The 19696-nt window shown below is 67.9% G+C and carries 15 protein-coding genes and 4 tRNA genes; 9 read left to right on the forward strand and 10 right to left on the reverse strand.

What is annotated here, in order from left to right:
* Positions 1-70: 70 nt before the first annotated feature.
* The 6 genes from AC07OX_RS16155 to AC07OX_RS16180 form a co-directional block, all read right to left on the reverse strand.
* Positions 71-727: a 50S ribosomal protein L25/general stress protein Ctc gene (locus AC07OX_RS16155; protein ID WP_062476274.1), complete on the reverse strand. Its 657-nt coding sequence runs from the start codon at positions 725-727 to the stop codon at positions 71-73.
* Between the two features lie 86 nt (positions 728-813).
* Positions 814-1788: a ribose-phosphate pyrophosphokinase gene (locus AC07OX_RS16160; RefSeq protein WP_062476346.1), complete on the reverse strand. Its 975-nt coding sequence runs from the start codon at positions 1786-1788 to the stop codon at positions 814-816.
* A 143-nt stretch (positions 1789-1931) separates the two neighbouring features.
* Positions 1932-2008 (reverse strand) — tRNA-Gln (locus AC07OX_RS16165).
* 71 nt (positions 2009-2079) lie between these two features.
* Entirely contained in the window at positions 2080-2961 is an 882-nt protein-coding gene (ispE, locus tag AC07OX_RS16170; protein WP_070061996.1) for a 4-(cytidine 5'-diphospho)-2-C-methyl-D-erythritol kinase, read from the reverse strand.
* Entirely contained in the window at positions 2958-3503 is a 546-nt protein-coding gene (locus tag AC07OX_RS16175) for a lipoprotein insertase outer membrane protein LolB (protein WP_495261198.1), read from the reverse strand. Before AC07OX_RS16175 ends, ispE begins: the two co-directional genes overlap by 4 nt.
* Entirely contained in the window at positions 3504-5360 is a 1857-nt protein-coding gene (locus AC07OX_RS16180) for a tetratricopeptide repeat protein (RefSeq protein WP_307637505.1), read from the reverse strand. It abuts the gene before it with no gap.
* Between the two features lie 71 nt (positions 5361-5431).
* Here AC07OX_RS16180 and mutM point away from each other — a divergent pair, with 71 nt between their 5' ends.
* The 3 genes from mutM to mutY all read left to right on the forward strand — a co-directional run bounded on the left by mutM (position 5432) and on the right by mutY (position 9399).
* A complete protein-coding gene (gene mutM / locus AC07OX_RS16185; protein WP_495261197.1) occupies positions 5432-6247 on the forward strand; it encodes a bifunctional DNA-formamidopyrimidine glycosylase/DNA-(apurinic or apyrimidinic site) lyase in 816 nt (271 codons plus the stop codon).
* Positions 6248-6350: 103 nt separating this feature from the next.
* Positions 6351-8324 carry a dynamin family protein gene (locus AC07OX_RS16190; RefSeq protein ID WP_495261196.1) on the forward strand — a complete coding sequence of 658 codons (1974 nt, stop codon included), beginning with the start codon at positions 6351-6353 and terminating at the stop codon, positions 8322-8324.
* A gap of 40 nt (positions 8325-8364) precedes the next feature.
* Positions 8365-9399, forward strand: coding sequence for an A/G-specific adenine glycosylase (gene mutY, locus AC07OX_RS16195; RefSeq protein ID WP_495261255.1), 1035 nt, complete (start codon positions 8365-8367; stop codon positions 9397-9399).
* Between the two features lie 32 nt (positions 9400-9431).
* Here mutY and rapZ read toward each other — a convergent pair whose 3' ends face one another.
* Genes rapZ through AC07OX_RS16210 form a run of 3 tightly spaced genes read right to left on the reverse strand, consistent with a single transcriptional unit; the run spans position 9432 to position 12932 of the window.
* Complete coding sequence (rapZ, locus tag AC07OX_RS16200) at positions 9432-10304, reverse strand: RNase adapter RapZ (protein WP_062476353.1); 873 nt, start codon at positions 10302-10304, stop codon at positions 9432-9434.
* A 2-nt stretch (positions 10305-10306) separates the two neighbouring features.
* Positions 10307-11989 (reverse strand): DNA repair protein RecN, encoded by a 1683-nt coding sequence (gene recN, locus AC07OX_RS16205; protein WP_495261195.1) that lies wholly within the window; start codon positions 11987-11989, stop codon positions 10307-10309.
* 37 nt (positions 11990-12026) lie between these two features.
* Positions 12027-12932: an NAD kinase gene (locus AC07OX_RS16210; protein ID WP_390348795.1), complete on the reverse strand. Its 906-nt coding sequence runs from the start codon at positions 12930-12932 to the stop codon at positions 12027-12029.
* A 31-nt stretch (positions 12933-12963) separates the two neighbouring features.
* Between AC07OX_RS16210 and hrcA the strand changes: the two genes are divergently transcribed.
* The 5 genes from hrcA (at position 12964) to AC07OX_RS16235 (ending at position 18778) form a co-directional block, all read left to right on the forward strand.
* A complete protein-coding gene (hrcA, locus tag AC07OX_RS16215; protein ID WP_062476292.1) occupies positions 12964-13971 on the forward strand; it encodes a heat-inducible transcriptional repressor HrcA in 1008 nt (335 codons plus the stop codon).
* Between the two features lie 35 nt (positions 13972-14006).
* A tRNA-Ile gene (locus tag AC07OX_RS16220) sits at positions 14007-14083 on the forward strand.
* A gap of 230 nt (positions 14084-14313) precedes the next feature.
* A complete protein-coding gene (locus tag AC07OX_RS16225) occupies positions 14314-15471 on the forward strand; it encodes an efflux RND transporter periplasmic adaptor subunit (RefSeq protein WP_495261194.1) in 1158 nt (385 codons plus the stop codon).
* Between the two features lie 19 nt (positions 15472-15490).
* The gene (locus AC07OX_RS16230; protein WP_495261193.1) at positions 15491-18619 is read left to right on the forward strand and encodes an efflux RND transporter permease subunit; all 3129 of its coding nucleotides are present in this window, start codon (positions 15491-15493) and stop codon (positions 18617-18619) included.
* Between the two features lie 82 nt (positions 18620-18701).
* Positions 18702-18778 (forward strand) — tRNA-Arg (locus AC07OX_RS16235).
* Positions 18779-18962: 184 nt separating this feature from the next.
* On the opposite strand, the gene AC07OX_RS16240 is transcribed toward AC07OX_RS16235, so the two are convergent.
* Positions 18963-19388, reverse strand: coding sequence for an HU family DNA-binding protein (locus AC07OX_RS16240; RefSeq protein WP_062476298.1), 426 nt, complete (start codon positions 19386-19388; stop codon positions 18963-18965).
* A gap of 216 nt (positions 19389-19604) precedes the next feature.
* Here AC07OX_RS16240 and AC07OX_RS16245 point away from each other — a divergent pair.
* Positions 19605-19681: transfer RNA gene (locus AC07OX_RS16245), tRNA-Arg, on the forward strand.
* The last annotated feature ends 15 nt before the right edge of the window (positions 19682-19696 follow it).

Genomic DNA, 19696 nt, shown 5'->3' on the forward strand with positions numbered 1-19696 from the left:
TCTCGCCGCCCCCCAAAGCAAAAGGCCCGCACGGGGCGGGCCTTCTGTTCGCGGACGGAAAGAAAGAGGATTACTTCTTCTTGGCCGTCTTGGCGGCGGGCTTGCCAGCGGCAGCAGCAGCGCCTTCGGCAGCAGCGCCTTCGGCAGCGGGTGCCGGCTCTTCCGAGACCAGCGGCGGCACGGCCGACACGATGACGGGGTTGGTCTTGCCGTGGCTCACGAACTTCACGCCCTTGGGCAGCTTGATGTCGTTGACGTGCAGCGTGGCGTTCTTCTTCAGGCCCGAGAGATCGATCTCGATGAATTCAGGCAGATCGCTGGGCAGGCAGTTGATTTCCAGCTCGGTCATCACGTGGTTCACGAGGTTGTGATCCAGCTTGACGGCGTCGGACTCTTCTTCACCCTTGAAGTGAAGCGGCACCTTCATGTTCATGCGGGTCTTGGCATCGACGCGTTGGAAGTCGATGTGTTGCACCAGCTGGCGGAACGGGTGGTATTGCACGTCGCGCAGCAGCACCTTGGTGACGGCGCCGGCGAGGTCCATTTCGAGGATCGACGAGTGGAAGGCTTCCTTCTTCAGGGCGTGCCACAGCGCGTTGTGATCGATTTCGATCAGTTGCGGCTGGGTGTCACCACCGTAGACGATGCCCGGGGTCTTGCCCGTGATGCGGAGACGGCGGCTCGCACCCGTGCCCTGCTTTGCGCGCTCATAAGCGACGAATTTCATAACTAGCTCCTGTGAGAGTCCACCGCGACCAGTGCGACTCCGGTTCAAAAAGGCCTCCGAAGGAGGCCTGCTTTTTCGCTCTCAGCTCAGAACAGGTTGTCCTGGTCCGAGAACAAACTCATCACCGACTCGCCCTTGGCAATGCGCTGGATCGTTTCGGCGATCAGCGGTGCCACGGAGAGCTGGCGAATCTTTCCGCACGCGACGGCCGCGTCGGAAAGAGGGATGGTGTTGGTGACGACCACTTCGTCCAGGGCCGTGCCCTTGGAGAGGCGCTCGATGGCCGGGCCCGAGAAGATCGGGTGCGTGCAATAGGCGTACACGCTCTTGGCGCCGCGCTCCTTCAGCACTTCGGCCGCTTTGACCAGCGTGCCGGCTGTGTCGATCATGTCGTCCATGATCACGCAGTTGCGGCCGTCGATCTCGCCGATCACGTTCATGACTTCGCTGACGTTGGCCTTCGGGCGGCGCTTGTCGATGATGGCGAGGTCGCAATTCAGTTGTTTGGCCAGCGCACGGGCGCGCACCACGCCGCCGACGTCGGGCGAGACCACGATGAGGTCTTCGTAGTTCTTCTGGCGCAGGTCGCCCAGCAGCACGGGCGAGGCGTAGATGTTGTCGACCGGAATGTCGAAGAAGCCCTGAATCTGGTCGGCGTGCAGGTCCATGGTGAGCACGCGCTCGACGCCCACGGTTTCCAGCAGGTTGGCGACCACCTTGGCCGAGATCGGCACGCGGCTCGAGCGCGGGCGGCGGTCCTGGCGGGCGTAGCCGAAGTAGGGAATCACGGCGCTGATCCGCTCGGCCGAAGCGCGCTTGAGCGCGTCGACCATGATCAGCAGTTCCATCAGGTTTTCGTTGGTCGGCGCGCAGGTCGACTGCACCACGAACACGTCACGGGCACGGACGTTCTGGTTGATCTCGACGGTGACTTCGCCATCGGAGAAGCGACCGACGCGTGCGGCGCCCAGCGAGGTGCCGAGGTTGTGCGCGATTTCTGCAGCAAGGCCGGGATTGGCGTTGCCGGTGAAAACCAAAAAGTCAGGGTGATTGGCCTGCATGAGCGCGTCCGGGCAGTGCAAATGGGCTTGCGGGAAAGCCGCCAAAGGTTTCGAGTCGTGGCGGCCTGTGTGGGCCGCCGATTATTGCAGCCGGTGGACTGCAAAAGAAGCACTGCGGCCATCAGGCCGCAGTTTGAGAGATTTGGCAGGGGAGAAAGGATTCGAACCTTTGCATGCTGGAATCAAAATCCAGTGCCTTAACCAGCTTGGCGACTCCCCTACACAGGTTGATGGTTTGCACCATCCACCGATATATGTCGCATCGAACCGCAGAGCGTTCCGATTATCTCTTCAGGCTGCCCATCCCCAGAGTGGATGAACTGCCAGATTGTCGCATTGTCGAACCTGCCATCCCCGGGGGGCTTCGAGCAGTTCCGCTTCCTGCGGCAATTGCGGCATCTTCGCGAACACCGAACTTCCGGAGCCGGTCATCCGGGCCTTCAATCCTTGCAGTCCGAGCCATTCGATGGCGTCGGTGACTGCGGGGCAAAGCCGTTGGGCAACCGGCTGCAGGTCGTTGTGACCGAAGTCGTAAACCCCGTTGCCGAGGTTTGTGGCTTCTAGCTGTTCGCTATCTGCAGCAAAGCCTGAGATTATAGCAACAGGAGTTGCCCGTTCCAAATCATCCGCAGAAAAAATTAATCGGGTATCGAGTCCCTCGGGTGGCTTGGCCACCACGAAGCGTGCCGGCGGCAGGTTCACGGGGGTGATTTCCTCGCCGATGCCCTCGACCCAGGCGTTGCGTCCGCCGAGGAAGAAAGGCACATCCGCACCCAGCTTCAGCCCGATCTGCGCCAGGCGCGACAGCGGCAGGTTCAGGTTCCAGAGGCGGTTGAGCGCGAGCAGGCAGGTGGCCGCGTCCGACGACCCTCCGCCCATGCCCGCCTGCGCCGGCACGTGCTTGGCGATGCCGATGTGCGCGCCCTGGCCCGGTGCGGCATGCGCCTGCAGCGCACGGGCGGCGCGCAGTACGAGGTCGTCGGCCGGCAGCGGCGTGGTGAGGTCTTCGCGGCTCAGTTGGCCATCGTTGCGCAGTTCGACGTGCAGCGTGTCGCACCAGTCGATCAGCATGAAGACCGACTGCAGCAGGTGGTAGCCGTCGTCGCGCCGCCCGGTGATGTGCAGGAACAGGTTCAGCTTGGCCGGCGCGGGAAGGTCGTAGATCGCCTTCATGAGCGTTCGAACACGATGCGCAGGTCTGCCCGTGGCGCAGGGGATTCGCGGGTGGCCTGCAGCTTGCCGTTCGACAGCTGGCCCAGATCGGCGCGCCAGCCGGGCACGGGGTCGGCGCGGCCGTCGAGCCAGCCGAACAGCGCGCCCACCGGAATGGCGGCGCCGGTAGCGGCTTCGATCAGCGCGTCGACGGAGTCGTAGCGGCGGGTCTCGCTGCCGTTCTTCAGCAGGGCTTCACCCGGCGCCCAGTGCAGCTGGGCCAGCGTGCTGCCGATGGGCGTGGTCAGCGTCAGGTCGCCGGTCTCGGCCGAGCCGCGCAGCTCGAACAGGGCGGCAAAGGTCTGGACCGGTTCGCTGTCGATGCGCAGCGACATTCGCCCGCTCCAGCTGGCCGAACGTCCGGGCGCGGCAGCGGTGCCGCCCGAGAGCTGGGCGCAGCCCGCGAGCCACAGCAGCAGTGCGCTGCCGCCCGCGCCGAGCGCCGCGCGGCGGGTGAGGGACCCATCGCCCCGCGCGGGAGCCGTGTACGTGATCGGTGCCATTCAGGGTTTGACGCGCAGGCGCTTGAGGGTTTCCTGCAGCGTCTCGTTTTCGGCGTCCGTCAGCAGCGATTCTTTCCAGATCGCGACCGCGCGGTCCTTCTGGCCGACCGACCACAGGACTTCGCCGAAGTGCGCGCCGATCTCGGGGTCGGGCCGCGTCTTGTAGGCCGCCTCGAGGATGCGGATCGCCTCCGCCGTGTTGCCGAGCCGGAACTCGACCCAGCCCAGGCTGTCGGCAATGAACGGGTCTTCGGGCGCGAGCTGCACCGCTTTCTGGATGAGCGTGCGGGCCTCGTCGAGCCGGATCTTGCGATCGGCAAAGGAGTAGCCCAGCGCGTTGTAGGCGTTCTGGCTCTCGGGCTTGAGCGTCATGAGGCGCCGCAGCAGCCGCTCCATGTCGTCCAGGCGGTTGAGCTTCTCGGCCATCATGGCCTGGTCGTAGACGAGGTCGCCGTCGTCCGGCGCGGCGGCCGAGGCCTGGGCCAGCAGGTCGTAGGCGGCCTGGTATTGCTTGGCTTCGCGCAGCAGCTGGGTTTCGGCCAGCAGTTTCTGCTTGCGTTCCTCCGCCGTGCGCTCGGGCAGCGCGCGCAGCAGCTCGCGGGCCTGGGGCAGCTTGCCCTGCTTGGCGAGCAGGCTGGCGCGGCGGCCCTGGATGGCGCTCTGGTTGTCAGTGCTGTCGATGCGCGTGATCCAGCGGTCGGCCGCCTGGAAATCCTTGCGCCGCTCGGCCAGCTGCGAGAGCACGAGGTACGCCTGCGTCAGCCCGCGCTTGCGGTCGGCGACGTCACCGGCGTCCTGGCTCTGGCCCGGCGCCGTCATCAGGTCGACGTAGCGCTTGAGCGAGGTTTCGGCCGCCGCTTCCTGGCGGGCCTGCATCTGCAGGCTGCCGAGCAGCAGCCACGGCTCCGCCAGCTCGGGGCGCGCGGCGGTCAGGGTCTGCAGCTGCGTGCTGGCGTCGCTGAAGCGGCGGTTCTCGACCAGCGTGCGTGCGTACGCGATGCGCAGGTCGGGCGAGGCCTTGGGGTTGTTCGCGAGGTAGCGCGTGACGATCGGCTCGGCCAGCGGCTGGCCCGGGTCGATGAGCTCGAGCGCCAGCGCCGAGGGCGCCTCGGACGACGGATCGATGGCCTGCCCCTTGCGCGCGGCATCCAGCGCCCCCGAGGGGTCGCCGGCGTTCAGGCGCAGCCGGCCCACGGTGGCCCAGGCCAGTCCGCCGGTGGTCGGGCTCTTGAGTTCGTCGACCAGCGCCTGCTCGACCACCGAGGCGGCCAGCTTCTTGTCGGCGGCGCGGCCGTAGGTGCGCGCGATCACCGCCATCAGCAGGGGGCGTTCGATCTGCGAGGTGGCGGCCACCTCGGCGCGCAGCGGTTCGACGGTTTCGCTGATGCGGTTCAGCGCGATCAGGATCTGCAACTCGATGCGCCGGGCATCGCGTGAATTGGGCAGTGCTTCCTGCCAGGCGCGTGCCGCGGAAATGGCGGCGTCGCCGGAGCGCGACTGCAGCGCGATTTCGACCGCGCGCTGGAACAGCTTGCCGTCGCGCAGGCGCCGGGCGGCGTCGAGCACCAGCGAATAGCCGGAGCCGGGATCGCCCGAGCGGGCGGTGATCTCGCCCATGAGGATTTCGTAGAACAGGTCGGCCGTCAGCGCCGACGGCTGCGCGGCTTCGGCGGCCGGCTTGGCGGCAGCAGGGGTCGTCCGGGGGCGCACCGGCGGCTTCGGCGGTGCCGTGCGCTCGATGACGGGAGGCGGGTTGCCGGCGGCGGTGGGTTCAAGAGACTGTGCGTGCGTTGTGTAGGCAAGCAGCACGAGAGACGCGGCCGCCGCAAGGCGGTGACGGCGGGGCGATGGGTTCATCTGACCATAATAATCCAGCCATTTGAACGAGTGCCGCATGGGGCTTCGTCGCTGCCGGAGTTTTACTTTTCATGCCTGAACTACCCGAAGTCGAAGTCACCCGGCGCGGCTTTGCCGACCGCATCGCCGGCGCGCGCATCGAGTCCGTGCGTATCGGCAAGCCGCTGCGCTGGGCGCTGATGGTGGTGCCGCAGGCGCTCGTCGGGCGCCGCGTGCGCGAGGTGCGCCGCCGCGGCAAGTACCTGCTGATCGACCTGGACCGCGGGCTGCTGTTGCTGCACCTGGGCATGTCGGGCAGCCTGCGTTTCGACATCCACCTGCCGGAGCCCGGCGTGCACGACCACTTCGACCTCGTCACCGAACTCGGGACCCTGCGGCTGAACGACCCGCGCCGCTTCGGCGCCGTGGTCTACGTGGACGACGAAGAGGCGCCCTGGGCCCTCAAGCTGCTCGGCGGGCTGGGCATGGAGCCGCTGGGCGATGACTTCGACCTCGACGCCTTCCATGCCGGGCTGAAGAAACGCCGCACGGCCATCAAGCAGGTGCTGCTCGCGGGCGACGTGGTGGTGGGGGTGGGCAACATCTACGCGTCGGAGGCGCTGTTCATGGCCGGCATCCGCCCGACCCTGTCGGCGGCGCGCATCAGCCGGCCGCGCGCGGCCAAGCTGCATGCGGCGGTGCGCGACATCCTGGCGCGGGCGGTGGAGAAGGGCGGCAGCACCTTGCGCGACTTCTCGAACGTGGATGGGCAAAGCGGCTACTTCCAGCTCGAAGCGACCGTCTACGGGCGCACGGGCGAGCCGTGCCGTGTGTGCGGCACGCCGATCCGGCAGCTGAAACAGGGGCAGCGCTCTACTTATTACTGCCCCCATTGCCAGAAATCCTAGGGAAGGCGGGCCCCGTGGCGGCCGCTTCGGGGCAAACTCCTGTTGGTACCCCGTTCGCCATGCGGCGATGTTATATTTGTAAATTCTTACTTACATCTTCCCCTTGAGCCGCTCTTTCAACCAACAGCTCGATCAGCACGGCGCCTGGCGGAGCAACTTCGCCCGCCGCCTTCAGTGGCTGTCCCGTTGGCTGACCGACAACGAGCTGCTCGACCAGGCCGTGGCCGAACGGCTGCGCGCCCTCGAAGACCAGATCCGCACCAGCAAGGTCATGGTGGCCTTCGTGGCCGAGTTCTCGCGCGGCAAGTCGGAGCTGATCAACGCGATCTTCTTTGCCGGCTACGGGCGGCGGATCATGCCGGCCAGCGCAGGGCGCACCACGATGTGCCCGACCGAGCTGGGCTACGACGCCGCACTGGCGCCCAAGCTGCGCCTGCTGCCCATCGAAACCCGCCTGGAGCCGCATTCGCTCGCCCACTGGCGCGAGCGGCCCACGCGCTGGACCGAGCTGCCCATCGAGGTGGGCGACGCCGAGCAATTGGCCCGGGCCATGGGCAAGGTGGCCGAAGTCCGCTGGGTGAGCAAGGACGAAGCCCGCGCGCTCGGTTTCTGGAACCCCGAGACGCCCGACGACAACCCGGTGCAGGACGCCGAAGGCCGCGTCGAGATTCCGCGTTGGCGTCATGCGGTGCTGAACATGCCGCACCCGCTGCTGGAGCAGGGGCTCGTGATCCTCGACACGCCCGGCCTGAACGCGATCGGTGCCGAGCCCGAACTCACCGTGAGCCTGATCCCGCAGGCGCATGCCGTGGTCTTCATCCTGGGCGCCGAAACCGGCGTGACCCGCTCCGACCTGTCGATCTGGCGCGAGCACCTGATCACCGGCGACGAGAGCCACGACACGCGCTTCGTTGTGCTCAACAAGATCGACACGCTGTGGGACACGCTGAGCACCCCGGCGCAGATCGCGCAGCAGATCGAGCGCCAGCGTGAAGGCGCGGCCCGGCTGCTCGAAGTGCCGCTGGCGCAGGTGCTGCCGGTGTCGGCGCAGAAGGGCCTGCAGGCCAAGATCGCTCACGACGCGACCCTGCTCGACGCCAGCCGGCTGCCGGCGCTCGAGGCGCTGCTCGGCGAAGGCGTGCTCGGCAAGCGCGAAACCATGCTGCGGCTGGCGGTCGACGCCGGCATGACCGCGCTGCGCACCGAGGCCGAGCGCCTGTTGAAGGTGCGCCAGCGCGACCTGTCGGAGCAGGCGCTGGAGCTGCAGGGCCTGCGCGGCAAGAACGTGTCGGTGATCCGCCACATGCGTGCGCGCATCGACCAGGAACATGCTGAATTCGAGGGCAGCAACACCCGCATCCTGGCGCTGCGCTCGGTGCAGGGCAAGCTGCTGCGCGAGGTGTACGCGGTGCTCGGGCGCACGGCACTCAAGGCCGACATGGTCAAGCTGGCCGCGGCGCTCAAGCGCCCCGGCGTCAAGTTCAACGTGCGCAAGGTGTACGGCGAAACCTTCGATGCGCTGCGCAACAACCTGCGCGAAGTGCAGGCGACGACGGCCGAGATCCAGTCGATGCTGCACGCCACCTTCCGCCAGCTCAACGCCGAGCAGGGTTTCACGCTGCAGGCGCCGGCCGAGCCCGACCTGAGCGGCTTCGAGCAGGAGCTGGGCCAGATCGAGCGCAGCCACATCCACTACCTGGGCGTGGGCAACCTGATCAAGCTCGCGCAGGCCGACTTCTGCGACAAGCTGGTGCGCGCGCTGGCCAGCCGGCTGCGGCTCGTCAACGAAGCCGCCATGACCGAGGTCGAGCGCTGGAGCAAGGGCGCCAGCGCGCAGATCGATGCGCAGCTCAAGGAGCGCCGCCGCAATTTCAGCAAGCGCATCGAGGCGATCGAACGCATCCAGAACGCCGCGGGCAGCCTCGACGACCGGCTGGCCGAGATCGCCGCGCAAGAAAGCCACCTGGCCGCGCTGCAGGAGCGGCTGCACGAGTTCACCTCGCTGATCGCGCAGCACGGCAGCCAGCCGCCTGTCGCGGCCGCCGCCATCGCGGGCGAGCAACTGCGTGCGGCCTGAGCGCACCGCCGCGCGGGCGGCCGTCTCCCCACCTCCGCCGCTGCCTCCCGAATTCGCCGCACAGATCGTGCGCTGGCAGCGCAGCCACGGGCGCAGCGAGCTGCCGTGGCAGAACACGCGCGACCCCTACCGTGTCTGGCTCTCGGAGGTGATGCTCCAGCAGACCCAGGTCACGACCGTGCTGGGCTACTTCGCGCGCTTTCTCGAGCGCTTCCCGGACGTGGCGGCGCTGGCCGCCGGCACCGAGGACGAGGTGTTCGGCCTGTGGAGCGGCCTGGGCTACTACAGCCGTGCGCGCAACATGCACCGCTGCGCGCAGGAGGTGGTCGCGCGCTTCGGCGGCGCCTTTCCGCACGCCGCCGCCGAACTCGTGACCCTGCCCGGCATCGGTCGTTCGACGGCGGCCGCCATTGCGGCCTTCTGTTTCGGCGAGCGCGTGGCGATCCTCGACGGCAACGTGAAGCGCGTGCTGACGCGCGTGCTCGGCTTCGACGGCGACATGTCGTCGTCGGCGCAGGAGCGCGCGCTGTGGGACCTCGCCACGCAACTGCTGCCGCCAGAAGGCCAGCGCGAGGCGGTGGCGAGCTACACGCAGGGCCTGATGGACCTGGGCGCCACGGTCTGCCTGCCGCGCAAGCCCAGTTGCATGATCTGCCCGGTGAACGCGAGCTGCGTGGGCCTGCGCCAGGGCGCGCCCGAGCGCTATCCGGTGAAGACGCGCAAGCTCAAGCGCAGCGCCCAGTCGCTGTGGGTGCTGCTGGCGCGTGACGCGCAAGGGCGCGTGTGGTTGGAGAAGCGGCCGGCCAAGGGCATCTGGGCGGGGCTGCATTGCCTGCCGGTCTTCGACAGCCACGACGACCTGCTCGCGGCCCTGCCGTCGGGCGCGGCGCATGACACGCAGGAACTGCCACCCTTCGTGCACGTGCTGACCCACAAGGACCTGCACCTGCACCCCGTGCTGCTCCAGGGCGTCCAGCCGCAAGGCGAGGGCGCGCGCTGGGTCGAGGCGCAGGAGTGGAGCCGGCTGGGGCTGCCCGCCCCGATGCGCAAGCTGCTGGAAACCGCCGAGGCCTGAACGGCCCCGGCGGTAGGCCGGCTTCGCCGCCGTCAGGCGTCGAGTTCGCGGTGGCGCTTGAGTGCGCCCCAGCGGGCGCCGAAGGCGCGCGCCAGCTGCTCGACCAGGAACACCGACCGGTGCTGCCCGCCCGTGCAGCCGATGGCCACCGTCACGTAGCTGCGGTGGTCGCGCGCCAGTGCGTCGAGCCAGTGCGTCAGGAACTGCTCGATGTCGTCGAACATGCGCGCCACATCGTCGTGCTCGCGCAGCCATTCGATCACCGGCTCGTCGCGGCCCGTCAGCGCGCGCAGCGCCGGCACGTAGTGCGGGTTGGGCAGCATGCGCACGTCGAACACGTAGTCGGCATCGAGCGGCACGCCGCGCTTGAAGGCGAACGATTCGAACACCAGCGTCAGCGCGTTCTGCGGCGCCGAGATCAGCCCCTTGATGTAGCTCTGCAGCTGCGCGGGGCGGATGAGGCTGGTGTCGATCACGTCGGCGCCGTCGCGCAGGTCGGCCAGCAATTCGCGTTCGAGTTCGATGGCTTGCACCAGCACGCGGTGCTGTTCGGGCACGTCGGTGCGGCTTTCCTGGCGCGAGAGCGGGTGGCGCCGGCGGGTTTCCGAATAGCGACGCAGCAGCGCGTCGGTGGTCGCGTCGAGGAACAGCGAGCGCAGCGAGACGCCGTCGGCGCGCAGCGCTTCGAGCTGCTGCGGAACGATCGGCAGCGACACGCCGCTGCGCACGTCCATCGCGATCGCCACGCGCGTGGCTTGCTGTTCGTGCTGCAGCGCGATGAAAGCGGTGAGCAGTTCGGGCGGCAGGTTGTCGACGCAGTAGTAGCCGGCGTCTTCCAGCGCGTGCAGCGCCACCGACTTGCCGGAGCCCGACATGCCGGTGATGAGGACGAGGTCGAGATTCATGTTCATGGGGCGGTCGCCGGCGTCTTGTGGCCCAGCATTTCGCGCGCATGGGCCAGCGAGGTAGCCGACACCTTTTCGCCGCCGAGCATGCGGGCGATTTCGCGGGCGCGGTCGTCAGCGGCGAGGCGCGACACGCCGCTTTCGGTGCGCGGGCCGTCCGTGCCGGCCGCCGTCGTCTGGCGCTTGGCGACCACGAGGTGGTGATCGGCGCAGGCTGCCACCTGCGGAAGATGGGTCACGGCGAGCACCTGGCGGTCGCGGCCGAGTTGCTTCATGAGGCGGCCCACGGTTTCGGCAACGGCACCGCCGACGCCGGCATCGACCTCGTCGAAGATCAGCGTCTGCGCGGCGCCCAGTTCGCTGGTCGTCACGGCGATGGCCAGCGCGATGCGCGAGAGTTCACCGCCCGAGGCCACCTTGCCGATGGCGCGCGGCGTGCTGCCGGCGTGGCCGGCCACCAGGAACGAAATTTCTTCGAGGCCGGCTCGACTGGGCTGTGCCAGCGGCTGCAGTTCGACGTCGAAACGCCCGCCCTGCATGCCCAGGCCCTGCATCGCCTGCGTGACCGCCTGGGCCAGGCGCGGCGCCGCCTGCTTGCGGATCTTGCCGAGGGCCTTGGCTTCCTTCATGTAGGCCTGTTGCGTGTTCTGCTCGGCGCGCTCCAGGCCTTCAAGGTCGCTTTGTGCGTCGAGTGCCTGCAGCTCCGCCTGCCAGCCGGCCAGCAGCGCGGGCAGCTCGGCGGGCGTGCGCTTGTAGCGGCGCGCGAGCGACATCCACAGGCCCATGCGCTCGTCGAGTTCGGCGAGGGTCTTGGGATCGGTGTCGGTGTCGCGCAGGTAGCCGTGCAGTGAGTGCGCCGCGTCCGAGGCCTGCGCCACGCAGGACGCCAGCACCTCGCCCAGCGTGCGGAATTCGGGCTCGATGTGCTCGCAGTTCTGCAGCAGCGTCGCGGCGCGCGTGAGGGCGGCGAGGGCGCCGTTGTCGTCGTCTTCGAGCGCCTGGCTCGCGCCCTGGGCGGCGTCGATGAGCGCCTGCGCGTTCGAGATGCGCGAGTGGTGGGCCGAGAGTTCGTCCCACTCGTCGGCGCCTGGCGCCAGCTTGGCGACTTCGGAAATCTGCCATTGCAGCCGCTCACGCTCGCGTTGCAGCGAGTCTTGCGCCGAGCGTGCGTGCTCGAGCGCCGAGAGCGCCTGGCGCCAGCTCTGCCAGGCGGCGTCGAGCGCGTCGGTGCGCGCGCCGGCATAGGCGTCGAGCAGGCCGCGCACGGCCTCGGGGCGGGTCAGGCTCTGCCAGGCGTGCTGGCCGTGGATGTCGAGCAGGCGGTCGCCGAGTTCGCGCAGCTGCGTGGCGGTGGCGGGGCTGCCGTTGATCCAGCCGCGGCTGCGTCCCTGCAGATCGACCGTGCGGCGCAGCAGCAGGCCGTCGCCGGCCTCGAAGCCGCCTTCGTCGAGCCAGCTGGCCAGGGCCGGGTCGGCGTCGAACTCGGCGCTCACGTCGAGCCGCTCGGCGCCTTCGCGCACGGCACCGGCGTCGGCGCGGTTGCCCAGTGCCAGCTGCAGCGCGTCGATCAGGATGGACTTGCCGGCGCCGGTTTCCCCGGTCAGCACCGTGAAGCCGGCGGACAGGTCGAGTTCAAGGGACCGCACGATCACGAAGTCGCGCAGTGCGATGCGTCGCAAAGCCATCTCAGTTCGTCCTCAAGCTGGGGGCGTGGTCCTTCATTCAGGAGCCCCCTTCGTTCCAATGGAGTTTTTTCCGCAGCGTGTCGAAGTAGCTCCAGCCGCGCGGGTGCAGAAAGCGCACCCGGAAGTCGGAGCGGCGCACCACCACGCGGTCGCCGATGGCGAGCGAGGCGAGCGACTGCATGTCGAAATTGGCGCTGGCGTCGCGCCCGCTCACCAACTCGATCACGATCTCGTCGGCGTCGGGCAGCAATACGGGGCGGTTGGACAGCGTGTGCGGCGCGATCGGCACCATCACCCAGCCTGGCACCGCCGGGTGCAGCAACGGCCCGCCGGCCGACAGCGCGTAGGCCGTCGAACCCGTGGGCGACGCGATGATCAGCCCGTCGGCGCGCTGGTTGGCCACGAAATGGCGGCCCACCGAGACGCGCATCTCGACCATGCCCGAGGTGGCACCGCGGTTGACCACCACGTCATTCATCGCGAGCGCATCGAACACGACGGCGTCGTCGCGGAGCACCTGCGCGTGCATCAGGCTGCGGTGGTCTTCTTCGTATTCGCCGGCCAGCATCGGGATCAGCGTGGCCTGGTAGTTGTCGAGCGGGATGTCGGTGATGAAGCCGAGCCGGCCGCGGTTGATGCCGATCAGCGGGATGCCGTAGCACGCGAGCTGCCGGCCGATGCCGAGCATGGTGCCGTCACCGCCGACCACGAGGCCGAGGTCGCAGCGCTGGCCGATTTCTTCGACCGACAGTGCCTGGTAACGCGGGTGGGGTGGGGCGTCGGTGTCCTCGCAGGACGAACGCTCCACGAACACCGTGCAACCCTGCGATTCGAGGAAGGCGCCAATGCCCTCCATCACGCCGTCGCGCGCATCGGCTTGCGCCCGGGCGCCGGAAGCCTGGTATTTGCCGATCAGGGCGACGTGACGAAAGCGTGAGGTCATAGCTCACAAATTACAACACTAAAATCTTGCAATGCTGGACGACCGTGCCAAGTTGCTGTTGAAGACGCTGGTCGAGCGTTACATCGCCGATGGGCAACCCGTCGGATCGCGCACGCTCTCGCGTTCGGCGGGGCTGGATCTCTCGCCCGCGACCATCCGCAACGTCATGTCCGACCTCGAGGCGCTGGGACTCATTGCCAGCCCCCACACCTCAGCCGGGCGCGTGCCGACCACGCGCGGCTACCGGCTCTTCGTCGACACCATGCTGACCGCGCAGCGCGAGCAGATGAGCACGCCGAGCCTGGCGGCCGACCAGCCGCAGAAGGTGATCGCCAACGCCGCGCACCTGCTGTCGAACCTGTCGCAGTTCGTGGGCGTCGTGATGGCGCCGCGGCGCGTCTCGGTGTTCAAGCAGATCGAATTTTTGCGCCTGTCGGAGCGGCGGCTGCTGGTGATCATCGTGTCGCCCGACGGCGACGTGCAGAACCGCGTGATCTTCCCGGAATCCGACTATTCGCAGTCGCAACTGGTGGAAGCCTCGAACTACATCAACGCGCACTTCGCGGGCCTGACGATCGAGCAGGTGCGCGACCGGCTGCAGTCCGAGGTCGAGAAGCTGCGCGGTGAAATCGCCGCGCTGATGCAGGCCGCGGTGCAGGTCAGCTCCGAAGTGCTCACAGACGCCCAGGCCGACGACGTCGTGATTTCCGGCGAGCGCAACCTGCTGTCGGTGACCGATTTTTCCAGCGACATGGGGCAGCTGCGGCGCGCCTTCGATCTTTTTGAAGAGAAGGCGCAGCTGATGCGGCTGCTCGACGTGTCGAGCAAGGCCGAGGGCGTGCGCATCTTCATCGGCGGCGAAAGCCAGGTCGTGCCCTTCGAGGAGCTGTCGATCGTCAGCGCCAATTACGAGGTGGACGGCCAGGTGGTCGGCACGCTGGGCGTGATCGGCCCGACCCGCATGCCGTACGACCGCATGATCCAGATCGTCGACATCACGTCGCGGCTGGTGAGCAACGCGCTGAGCCACCGCAAGTAAGTGGCCGCGCGCGGCGCATAGAATCGGGCCCGCGTGGGCCGTTAGCTCAGTTGGTTAGAGCAGCGGACTCATAATCCGTTGGTCGAGTGTTCAAGCCACTCACGGCCTACCACCACACATTCCCCTTCTGTAGACACTCCGACGAAGGCCGCATTGCGCGGCCTTTTTCTTTGCAGCCGCGAGGGCGCGAGCGAGGCTAGCGGCCGCCGCCGATTTCACCTACGGCAAACACAGGATTCCTTCAGGTTGCAATGCAACATCGAAGGCAGAATGCACCATTTGAGTGCAAATGTAACGAGCCGGGTGATCCCTGCGCACGCCGCACTGCGATTCCCGATGGCCATGACCCCGCTTTTCAAGCTCCTGCTTCCGATGTCCCTGCTCGCGCTCGCTGCATGCGGCGCCAAGCAGGCTTCCACCACCGATGACGCGCCGCCCGAAGTCGGCGTGGTGGCGCTGCACGCCAGCGACGTGGCTGTGCACACCGAGCTCGCGGGCCGCATGGCCGCCTACCGCGTCTCCGAGGTGAGGCCGCAGGTCAACGGCATCGTGCGCAAGCGGCTGTTCGAAGAGGGCGGCATGGTCCGCGCGGGCCAGGTGCTGTACGAGATCGAGCCCGGCCCGTTCGAGGCCGCGCACGAGCAGGCGCAGGCCGCGCTGGCCACCTCGCAGGCCACCATCGCCAGCCTGCGCGGCAAGGCCGATCGCTTCGGCGAGCTGGTCAAGGCCAATGCCGTGAGCAGGCAGGAACACGAAGAGGCGCAGGCGGCGCTGGTGCAGGCGCAAGCCGGCGTGAAGGCCGCGCAGGCGGCCGTGAAGGCGGCGCGCATCAACCTCGACTTCACGCGCATCACCGCGCCCATCGCGGGACGCATCGGCCGCTCTGCCGTGACTGAAGGCGCGCTCGTGGCGCCGGGCCAGGCGATGGCGCTGGCCACGATCCAGCGGCTCGACCCGATCTACGTCGACGTGGTGCAGTCGAGCCTGGCGTTGACGAAGCTCAAGCGCCGCTTCATCTCGGGCGACATGGCGCCGGCCAGCACCCAGGTCCGCCTGCGCATGGAAGACGGCCTGCCTTACCCGCATGCCGGCACGCTGAAGTTCTCCGAAGTGGCCGTCGACGAGGCCACCGGCTCGGTCACGCTGCGCGCGGAATTTCCGAACCCGCAAGGGCTGCTGCTGCCGGGCATGTACGTGCGCGCGCAGGTCGAGTCTGGCGTGGAGCGCCAGGCCATCCTGGCGCCGCAGCGCGGCGTGGCCCGCAACGAGAAGGGCGAGCCGACCGCGCTGGTGGTGGCGCCCGACAACAAGGTGGAGCTGCGCGCGCTCGAAGTGCGCAGCACCGAGGGTGAGCACTGGGTCGTGACCCGGGGCCTGCGCGAGGGCGACCGCCTGGTGGTCGACGGCCTGCAGCGCGCGCGTCCCGGCGAAAAAGTGAAGCCGGTGCCGGTGTCCACGGCGGGCGCTTCGTCCGCCGCTGCGCCTTCGCCGGCCGATTGACGAGAAACCGCAACCTCCCGTGATCGCTCATTTCTTCATCCTGCGGCCCGTCTTCGCCTGGGTCATTGCCATCCTCATCATGCTGGCCGGCGGCGTGGCCATTCGCACGTTGCCGGTGTCGCAGTACCCGGACATCGCGCCGCCGACCGTGGTCGTGTCGGCCAACTACCCCGGCGCCTCGGCGCAGGCGGTGGAAAACAGCGTCACGCAGGTGCTCGAGCAGCAGCTCAAGGGCATCGACGGCCTGATGTACTTCAAGTCGACCAGCAGCGCCGCCGGCTGGGCCGAGATCAACGTCACCTTTCGCCAGGGCATCGACCCCGACACCGCGCAGGTGCAGGTGCAGAACAAGGTCAGCCAGGCCACCAGCCGGCTGCCGCAGGCGGTGCAACAGCAGGGCGTGACGGTCGCCAAGTCGCAAAACAACTTCCTGCTGATCGTGGCGCTCTACGACGAGACCGGCCAGCGCACCGACACCGACATTGCCGACTGGATGGCCAGCAACCTGCGCGACCCCATCAGCCGCGTCGACGGCGTGGGCTCGGTGCAGGCCTTCGGCGCGGCGTACGCCATGCGCATCTGGCTCGACCCGCACCGGTTGGCCAGCTACCAGCTGATGCCGTCCGACGTCACGGCTGCCATCACCGCGCAGAACACGCAAGTGTCGGTGGGCGAGATCGGCGCGCGGCCATCGGCGCCGACGCAGCACCTGAACGCCACCGTCACCGCGATGTCACGGCTGCAGACGCCCGACCAGTTCAAGGCCATCGTCCTCAAGACGCAGGCCGACGGTGCCGTGGTGCGGCTGGGCGACGTGGCGCGGGTGGAAATCGGCAGCGAGTCGTATGCCGAGACCACGCGCCTGAACGGCCACCCGGCCGCGGGCTCGGCCGTGATGCTGGCGCCCGGCGCCAACGCGCTGACCACCGCCCGCGCGGTGAAGGCGCGCATCGCCGAGCTCGAGCGCTCGCTGCCTGCGGGCCTGCGCGTGGCCTACGCGGAAGACACGACACGCTTCGTCAAGATCTCGATCCAGTCGGTCATCCGCACGCTGCTGGAGGCCATCGCGCTGGTGGTGGTCGTGATGTTCCTCTTCCTGCAGAACTGGCGCGCCACGGTGATCCCCGCGATCACCGTGCCGGTGGTGCTGCTGGGCACCTTCGGCGTGCTGGCGGCCTTCGGCTATTCGATCAACGTGCTCACGCTGTTCGGCATGGTGCTGGCCATCGGCCTGCTGGTGGACGACGCGATCGTGGTGGTGGAGAACGTCGAGCGCGTCATGCACGAAGAGGGGCTCGATGCGAAGGCGGCCACGATCCAGTCGATGAAGGAGATCACCGGCGCGCTGGTCGGCATCGCGGTGGTGGTGTCGGCGGTGTTCCTGCCCATGGCCTTCTTCGGCGGCTCGGTGGGCGTGATCTACCGGCAGTTCTCGGTGACCATCATCGCGTCGATGGTGCTGTCGGTGGTGGTGGCCATCGTGCTCATTCCGGCGCTGTGCGCGCGTTTCCTGAAGGCCGGCGTGCCGCCGCGCACACGCGGCTTCCTGGGCGCCGTCAACCGCCGCTTCGACGCCGCGCAGGGCCGCTACGTGGGCGTGCTGGGCCGCATCCTGCGCAAGCCGCTGCGCTTCACGGCGGTGTATGTCGCCATCGTGGCCGGCATGGGCCTGCTGTACCTGAGCCTGCCCGGCGGCTTCCTGCCGGAAGAGGACCAGGGCAGCGTGATGGTGATCGCGACGCTGCCGGCCGGCGCCACCTCGGGCCGTACCGACGAAGTGAACCGCACCATCGAAAAGCATTTTCTCGAGACAGAGAAGGACACGACCGACACCATCTTCACGCTCACCGGCTGGAGCTACAGCGGCTCGGGGCAGAACATGGGCATGACGTTTGTCTCGCTGAAGGACTGGTCCGAGCGCGCCAGTGCCGACAAGCGCGCGCACGCCATCGTCGAGCGTGCCGGCAAGGCGCTGGCCAAACAGCAGCGCGACGCCGAGGTCTTCGGCATGGTGCCGCCGCCCATCGAAGGGCTGGGCGAATCGAACGGCTTCGAGTTCTGGTTGCAGGACACCTCGGGCATGGGCGCCGAGCGGCTGTTGCAGGCACGCGAAAAACTGGTGCGCGAGGCCAACAAGGACAAGCGCCTGCAGTCGGTGCGCGCCAACAGCGTGGCCGGCACGCCGCAGTTGCAGGTCGACATCGACCAGCTGAAGGCCTCGGCGCTGCGGCTGTCGCTGGACGACGTGAACACCACGCTGGGCATTGCCTGGGGTGGCAGCTACGTCAACGACTTCATCGACCGCGGCCGCGTGAAACGCGTGTACGTGCAGGCTGATGCGCCGTACCGCTCGGCGCCGGACGACATCGGCCAGTGGTTCGTGCGCGGCAGCACGGGCGCGATGACGCCGTTCTCGGCCTTTGCCACCACGCGCTGGTCGCAGGGCGCGTCGCAGCTCGAGCGCTACAACGGCCTGCCCGCGGTGCAGATCCAGGGCGCGGCCGCGCAGGGCACGAGCTCGGGCACGGCCATGGCGGCCATCGAGACCCTCGCGAAGAAGCAGAGCGGCACGGGCCAGGCCTGGAGCGGCCTGTCGTACCAGGAGCGGCTGTCGGGGGGGCAGGCGCCGCTGCTGTTCGCGCTGTCGATCCTCGTGGTCTTCCTGTGCCTGGCGGCGCTGTACGAGAGCTGGTCGGTGCCGGTGTCGGTGATGCTGGTGATTCCGCTGGGCGTGCTCGGCGCGGTGATCGCGGCGGCGCTGCGCGGGCTGTCGAACGACATCTACTTCCAGGTCGGCCTGCTCGCGACCATCGGCCTGTCGGCCAAGAACGCGATCCTGATCATCGAGTTCGCGGAGGCCGCGCTGCGCCGTGGCGTGCCGCTGCTCGAGGCGGTGGCCGAAGGCGCGCGCCTGCGGTTGCGGCCGATCCTGATGACCTCGCTGGCCTTCCTGGCGGGCGTGATCCCGCTGGCGGTGGCCACGGGCGCGGGCTCGGGCAGCCAGGTCGCGATCGGCACCGGGGTGTTCGGCGGCGTGCTTGCGGCGACGGCACTGGGCATCTTCTTCGTGCCGTTGTTCTACCTGCTGGTGAAGCGCGTGGCCGCACGGCTGATGGGGCGCAAGGCGGGCGGCGAACAGGTGGCCTGAGGCCGTCGCATCACAAGGCGATGAAGCTTTTTTGAAGGCCTCACCGGAACAGCGCTTTTGGCGGGGTAGAATTCAAGGCTGCGCGGCTGTAGCTCAGTTGGATAGAGTACTTGGCTACGAACCAAGGGGTCGTGGGTTCAATTCCTGCCAGCCGCACCATCTCTCGAATAGCCTGGAAGAGTTTCTCTTCCAGGCTATTTTCGTTTGGGCCCTCGCAAAGAGGGTTTCGCTGTCGCATTCGCTGCGCGGCAGGCGCCCACAAAAAAAGCCGCCCGAGGGCGGCTTTTTGACGTCGATACGGACAGCTGCCAGGCCGGGCCTGCGCAGCGTCGCACCATGCGTCTTACTTCTTCTTGGCGACGGCCTTCTTGGCGGGAGCCTTGGCGACGACTGCCTTCGTGACAGCAGCCTTGGTGACAGCAGCCTTCTTGGGAGCGGCGGCCTTCTTGGCAGCAGGTGCAGCAGCGGCCTTTTCAGCCTTGCGCTTGGCGGCCTTGGGGTCGATGGCGGCCTTGAAGGCAGCGCCGGCGACGAACTTCGGCACCTTGGTGGCGGCGATCTTGATCTTGGTGCCGGCCTGGGGGTTGAAGCCCGAGCGTGCAGCGCGTGCGACTTGCTTGAAAGTACCGAAGCCGACCAGCTGGACCGAATCGCCCTTCTTCACGGCAGCGACGACGCTGCTGGTGATCGTTTCGAGGACGCGTGCGGCCTCGGCCTTGCTCAGGTTGTGGGTGGTGGCGATCTTCTCGACCAGTTCGATGCGGTTCATTCAGTATTCCTTGGATGGTATGGCGCCGTGTTGCCTACGGCGGCCCAGGCTTATTCCGGGCGGGGCGGAGTGTACCGGGTCGGAAGGGCCTCTTTGGAACGGCATGGGTCGGATGCGTTGCAACAAGCCCCATTGCGGGTGGCCGTCGTCCGTATTTTCAGCTTTCGATCACAAAGGTTGGGGTGGGCGAAAAAACACGCTATAATCGAAAGCTGTGCGGCTGTAGCTCAGTTGGATAGAGTACTTGGCTACGAACCAAGGGGTCGTGGGTTCAATTCCTGCCAGCCGCACCACTCTTCAAGGGTTAG

It is taken from the genome of Variovorax sp. GW821-FHT09D07 (assembly GCF_059416345.1).

Coding starts and splice junctions, on each gene's coding strand:
- AC07OX_RS16155 (WP_062476274.1), bottom strand. CDS start 727: ATGAAATTCGTCGCTTATGAGCGCGCAAAGCAGGGCACGGGTGCGAGC.
- AC07OX_RS16160 (WP_062476346.1), bottom strand. CDS start 1,788: ATGCAGGCCAATCACCCTGACTTTTTGGTTTTCACCGGCAACGCCAAT.
- ispE (WP_070061996.1), bottom strand. CDS start 2,961: ATGAAGGCGATCTACGACCTTCCCGCGCCGGCCAAGCTGAACCTGTTC.
- AC07OX_RS16175 (WP_495261198.1), bottom strand. CDS start 3,503: ATGGCACCGATCACGTACACGGCTCCCGCGCGGGGCGATGGGTCCCTC.
- AC07OX_RS16180 (WP_307637505.1), bottom strand. CDS start 5,360: ATGAACCCATCGCCCCGCCGTCACCGCCTTGCGGCGGCCGCGTCTCTC.
- mutM (WP_495261197.1), top strand. CDS start 5,432: ATGCCTGAACTACCCGAAGTCGAAGTCACCCGGCGCGGCTTTGCCGAC.
- rapZ (WP_062476353.1), bottom strand. CDS start 10,304: ATGAATCTCGACCTCGTCCTCATCACCGGCATGTCGGGCTCCGGCAAG.
- recN (WP_495261195.1), bottom strand. CDS start 11,989: ATGGCTTTGCGACGCATCGCACTGCGCGACTTCGTGATCGTGCGGTCC.
- AC07OX_RS16210 (WP_390348795.1), bottom strand. CDS start 12,932: ATGACCTCACGCTTTCGTCACGTCGCCCTGATCGGCAAATACCAGGCT.
- hrcA (WP_062476292.1), top strand. CDS start 12,964: ATGCTGGACGACCGTGCCAAGTTGCTGTTGAAGACGCTGGTCGAGCGT.
- AC07OX_RS16225 (WP_495261194.1), top strand. CDS start 14,314: ATGACCCCGCTTTTCAAGCTCCTGCTTCCGATGTCCCTGCTCGCGCTC.
- AC07OX_RS16240 (WP_062476298.1), bottom strand. CDS start 19,388: ATGAACCGCATCGAACTGGTCGAGAAGATCGCCACCACCCACAACCTG.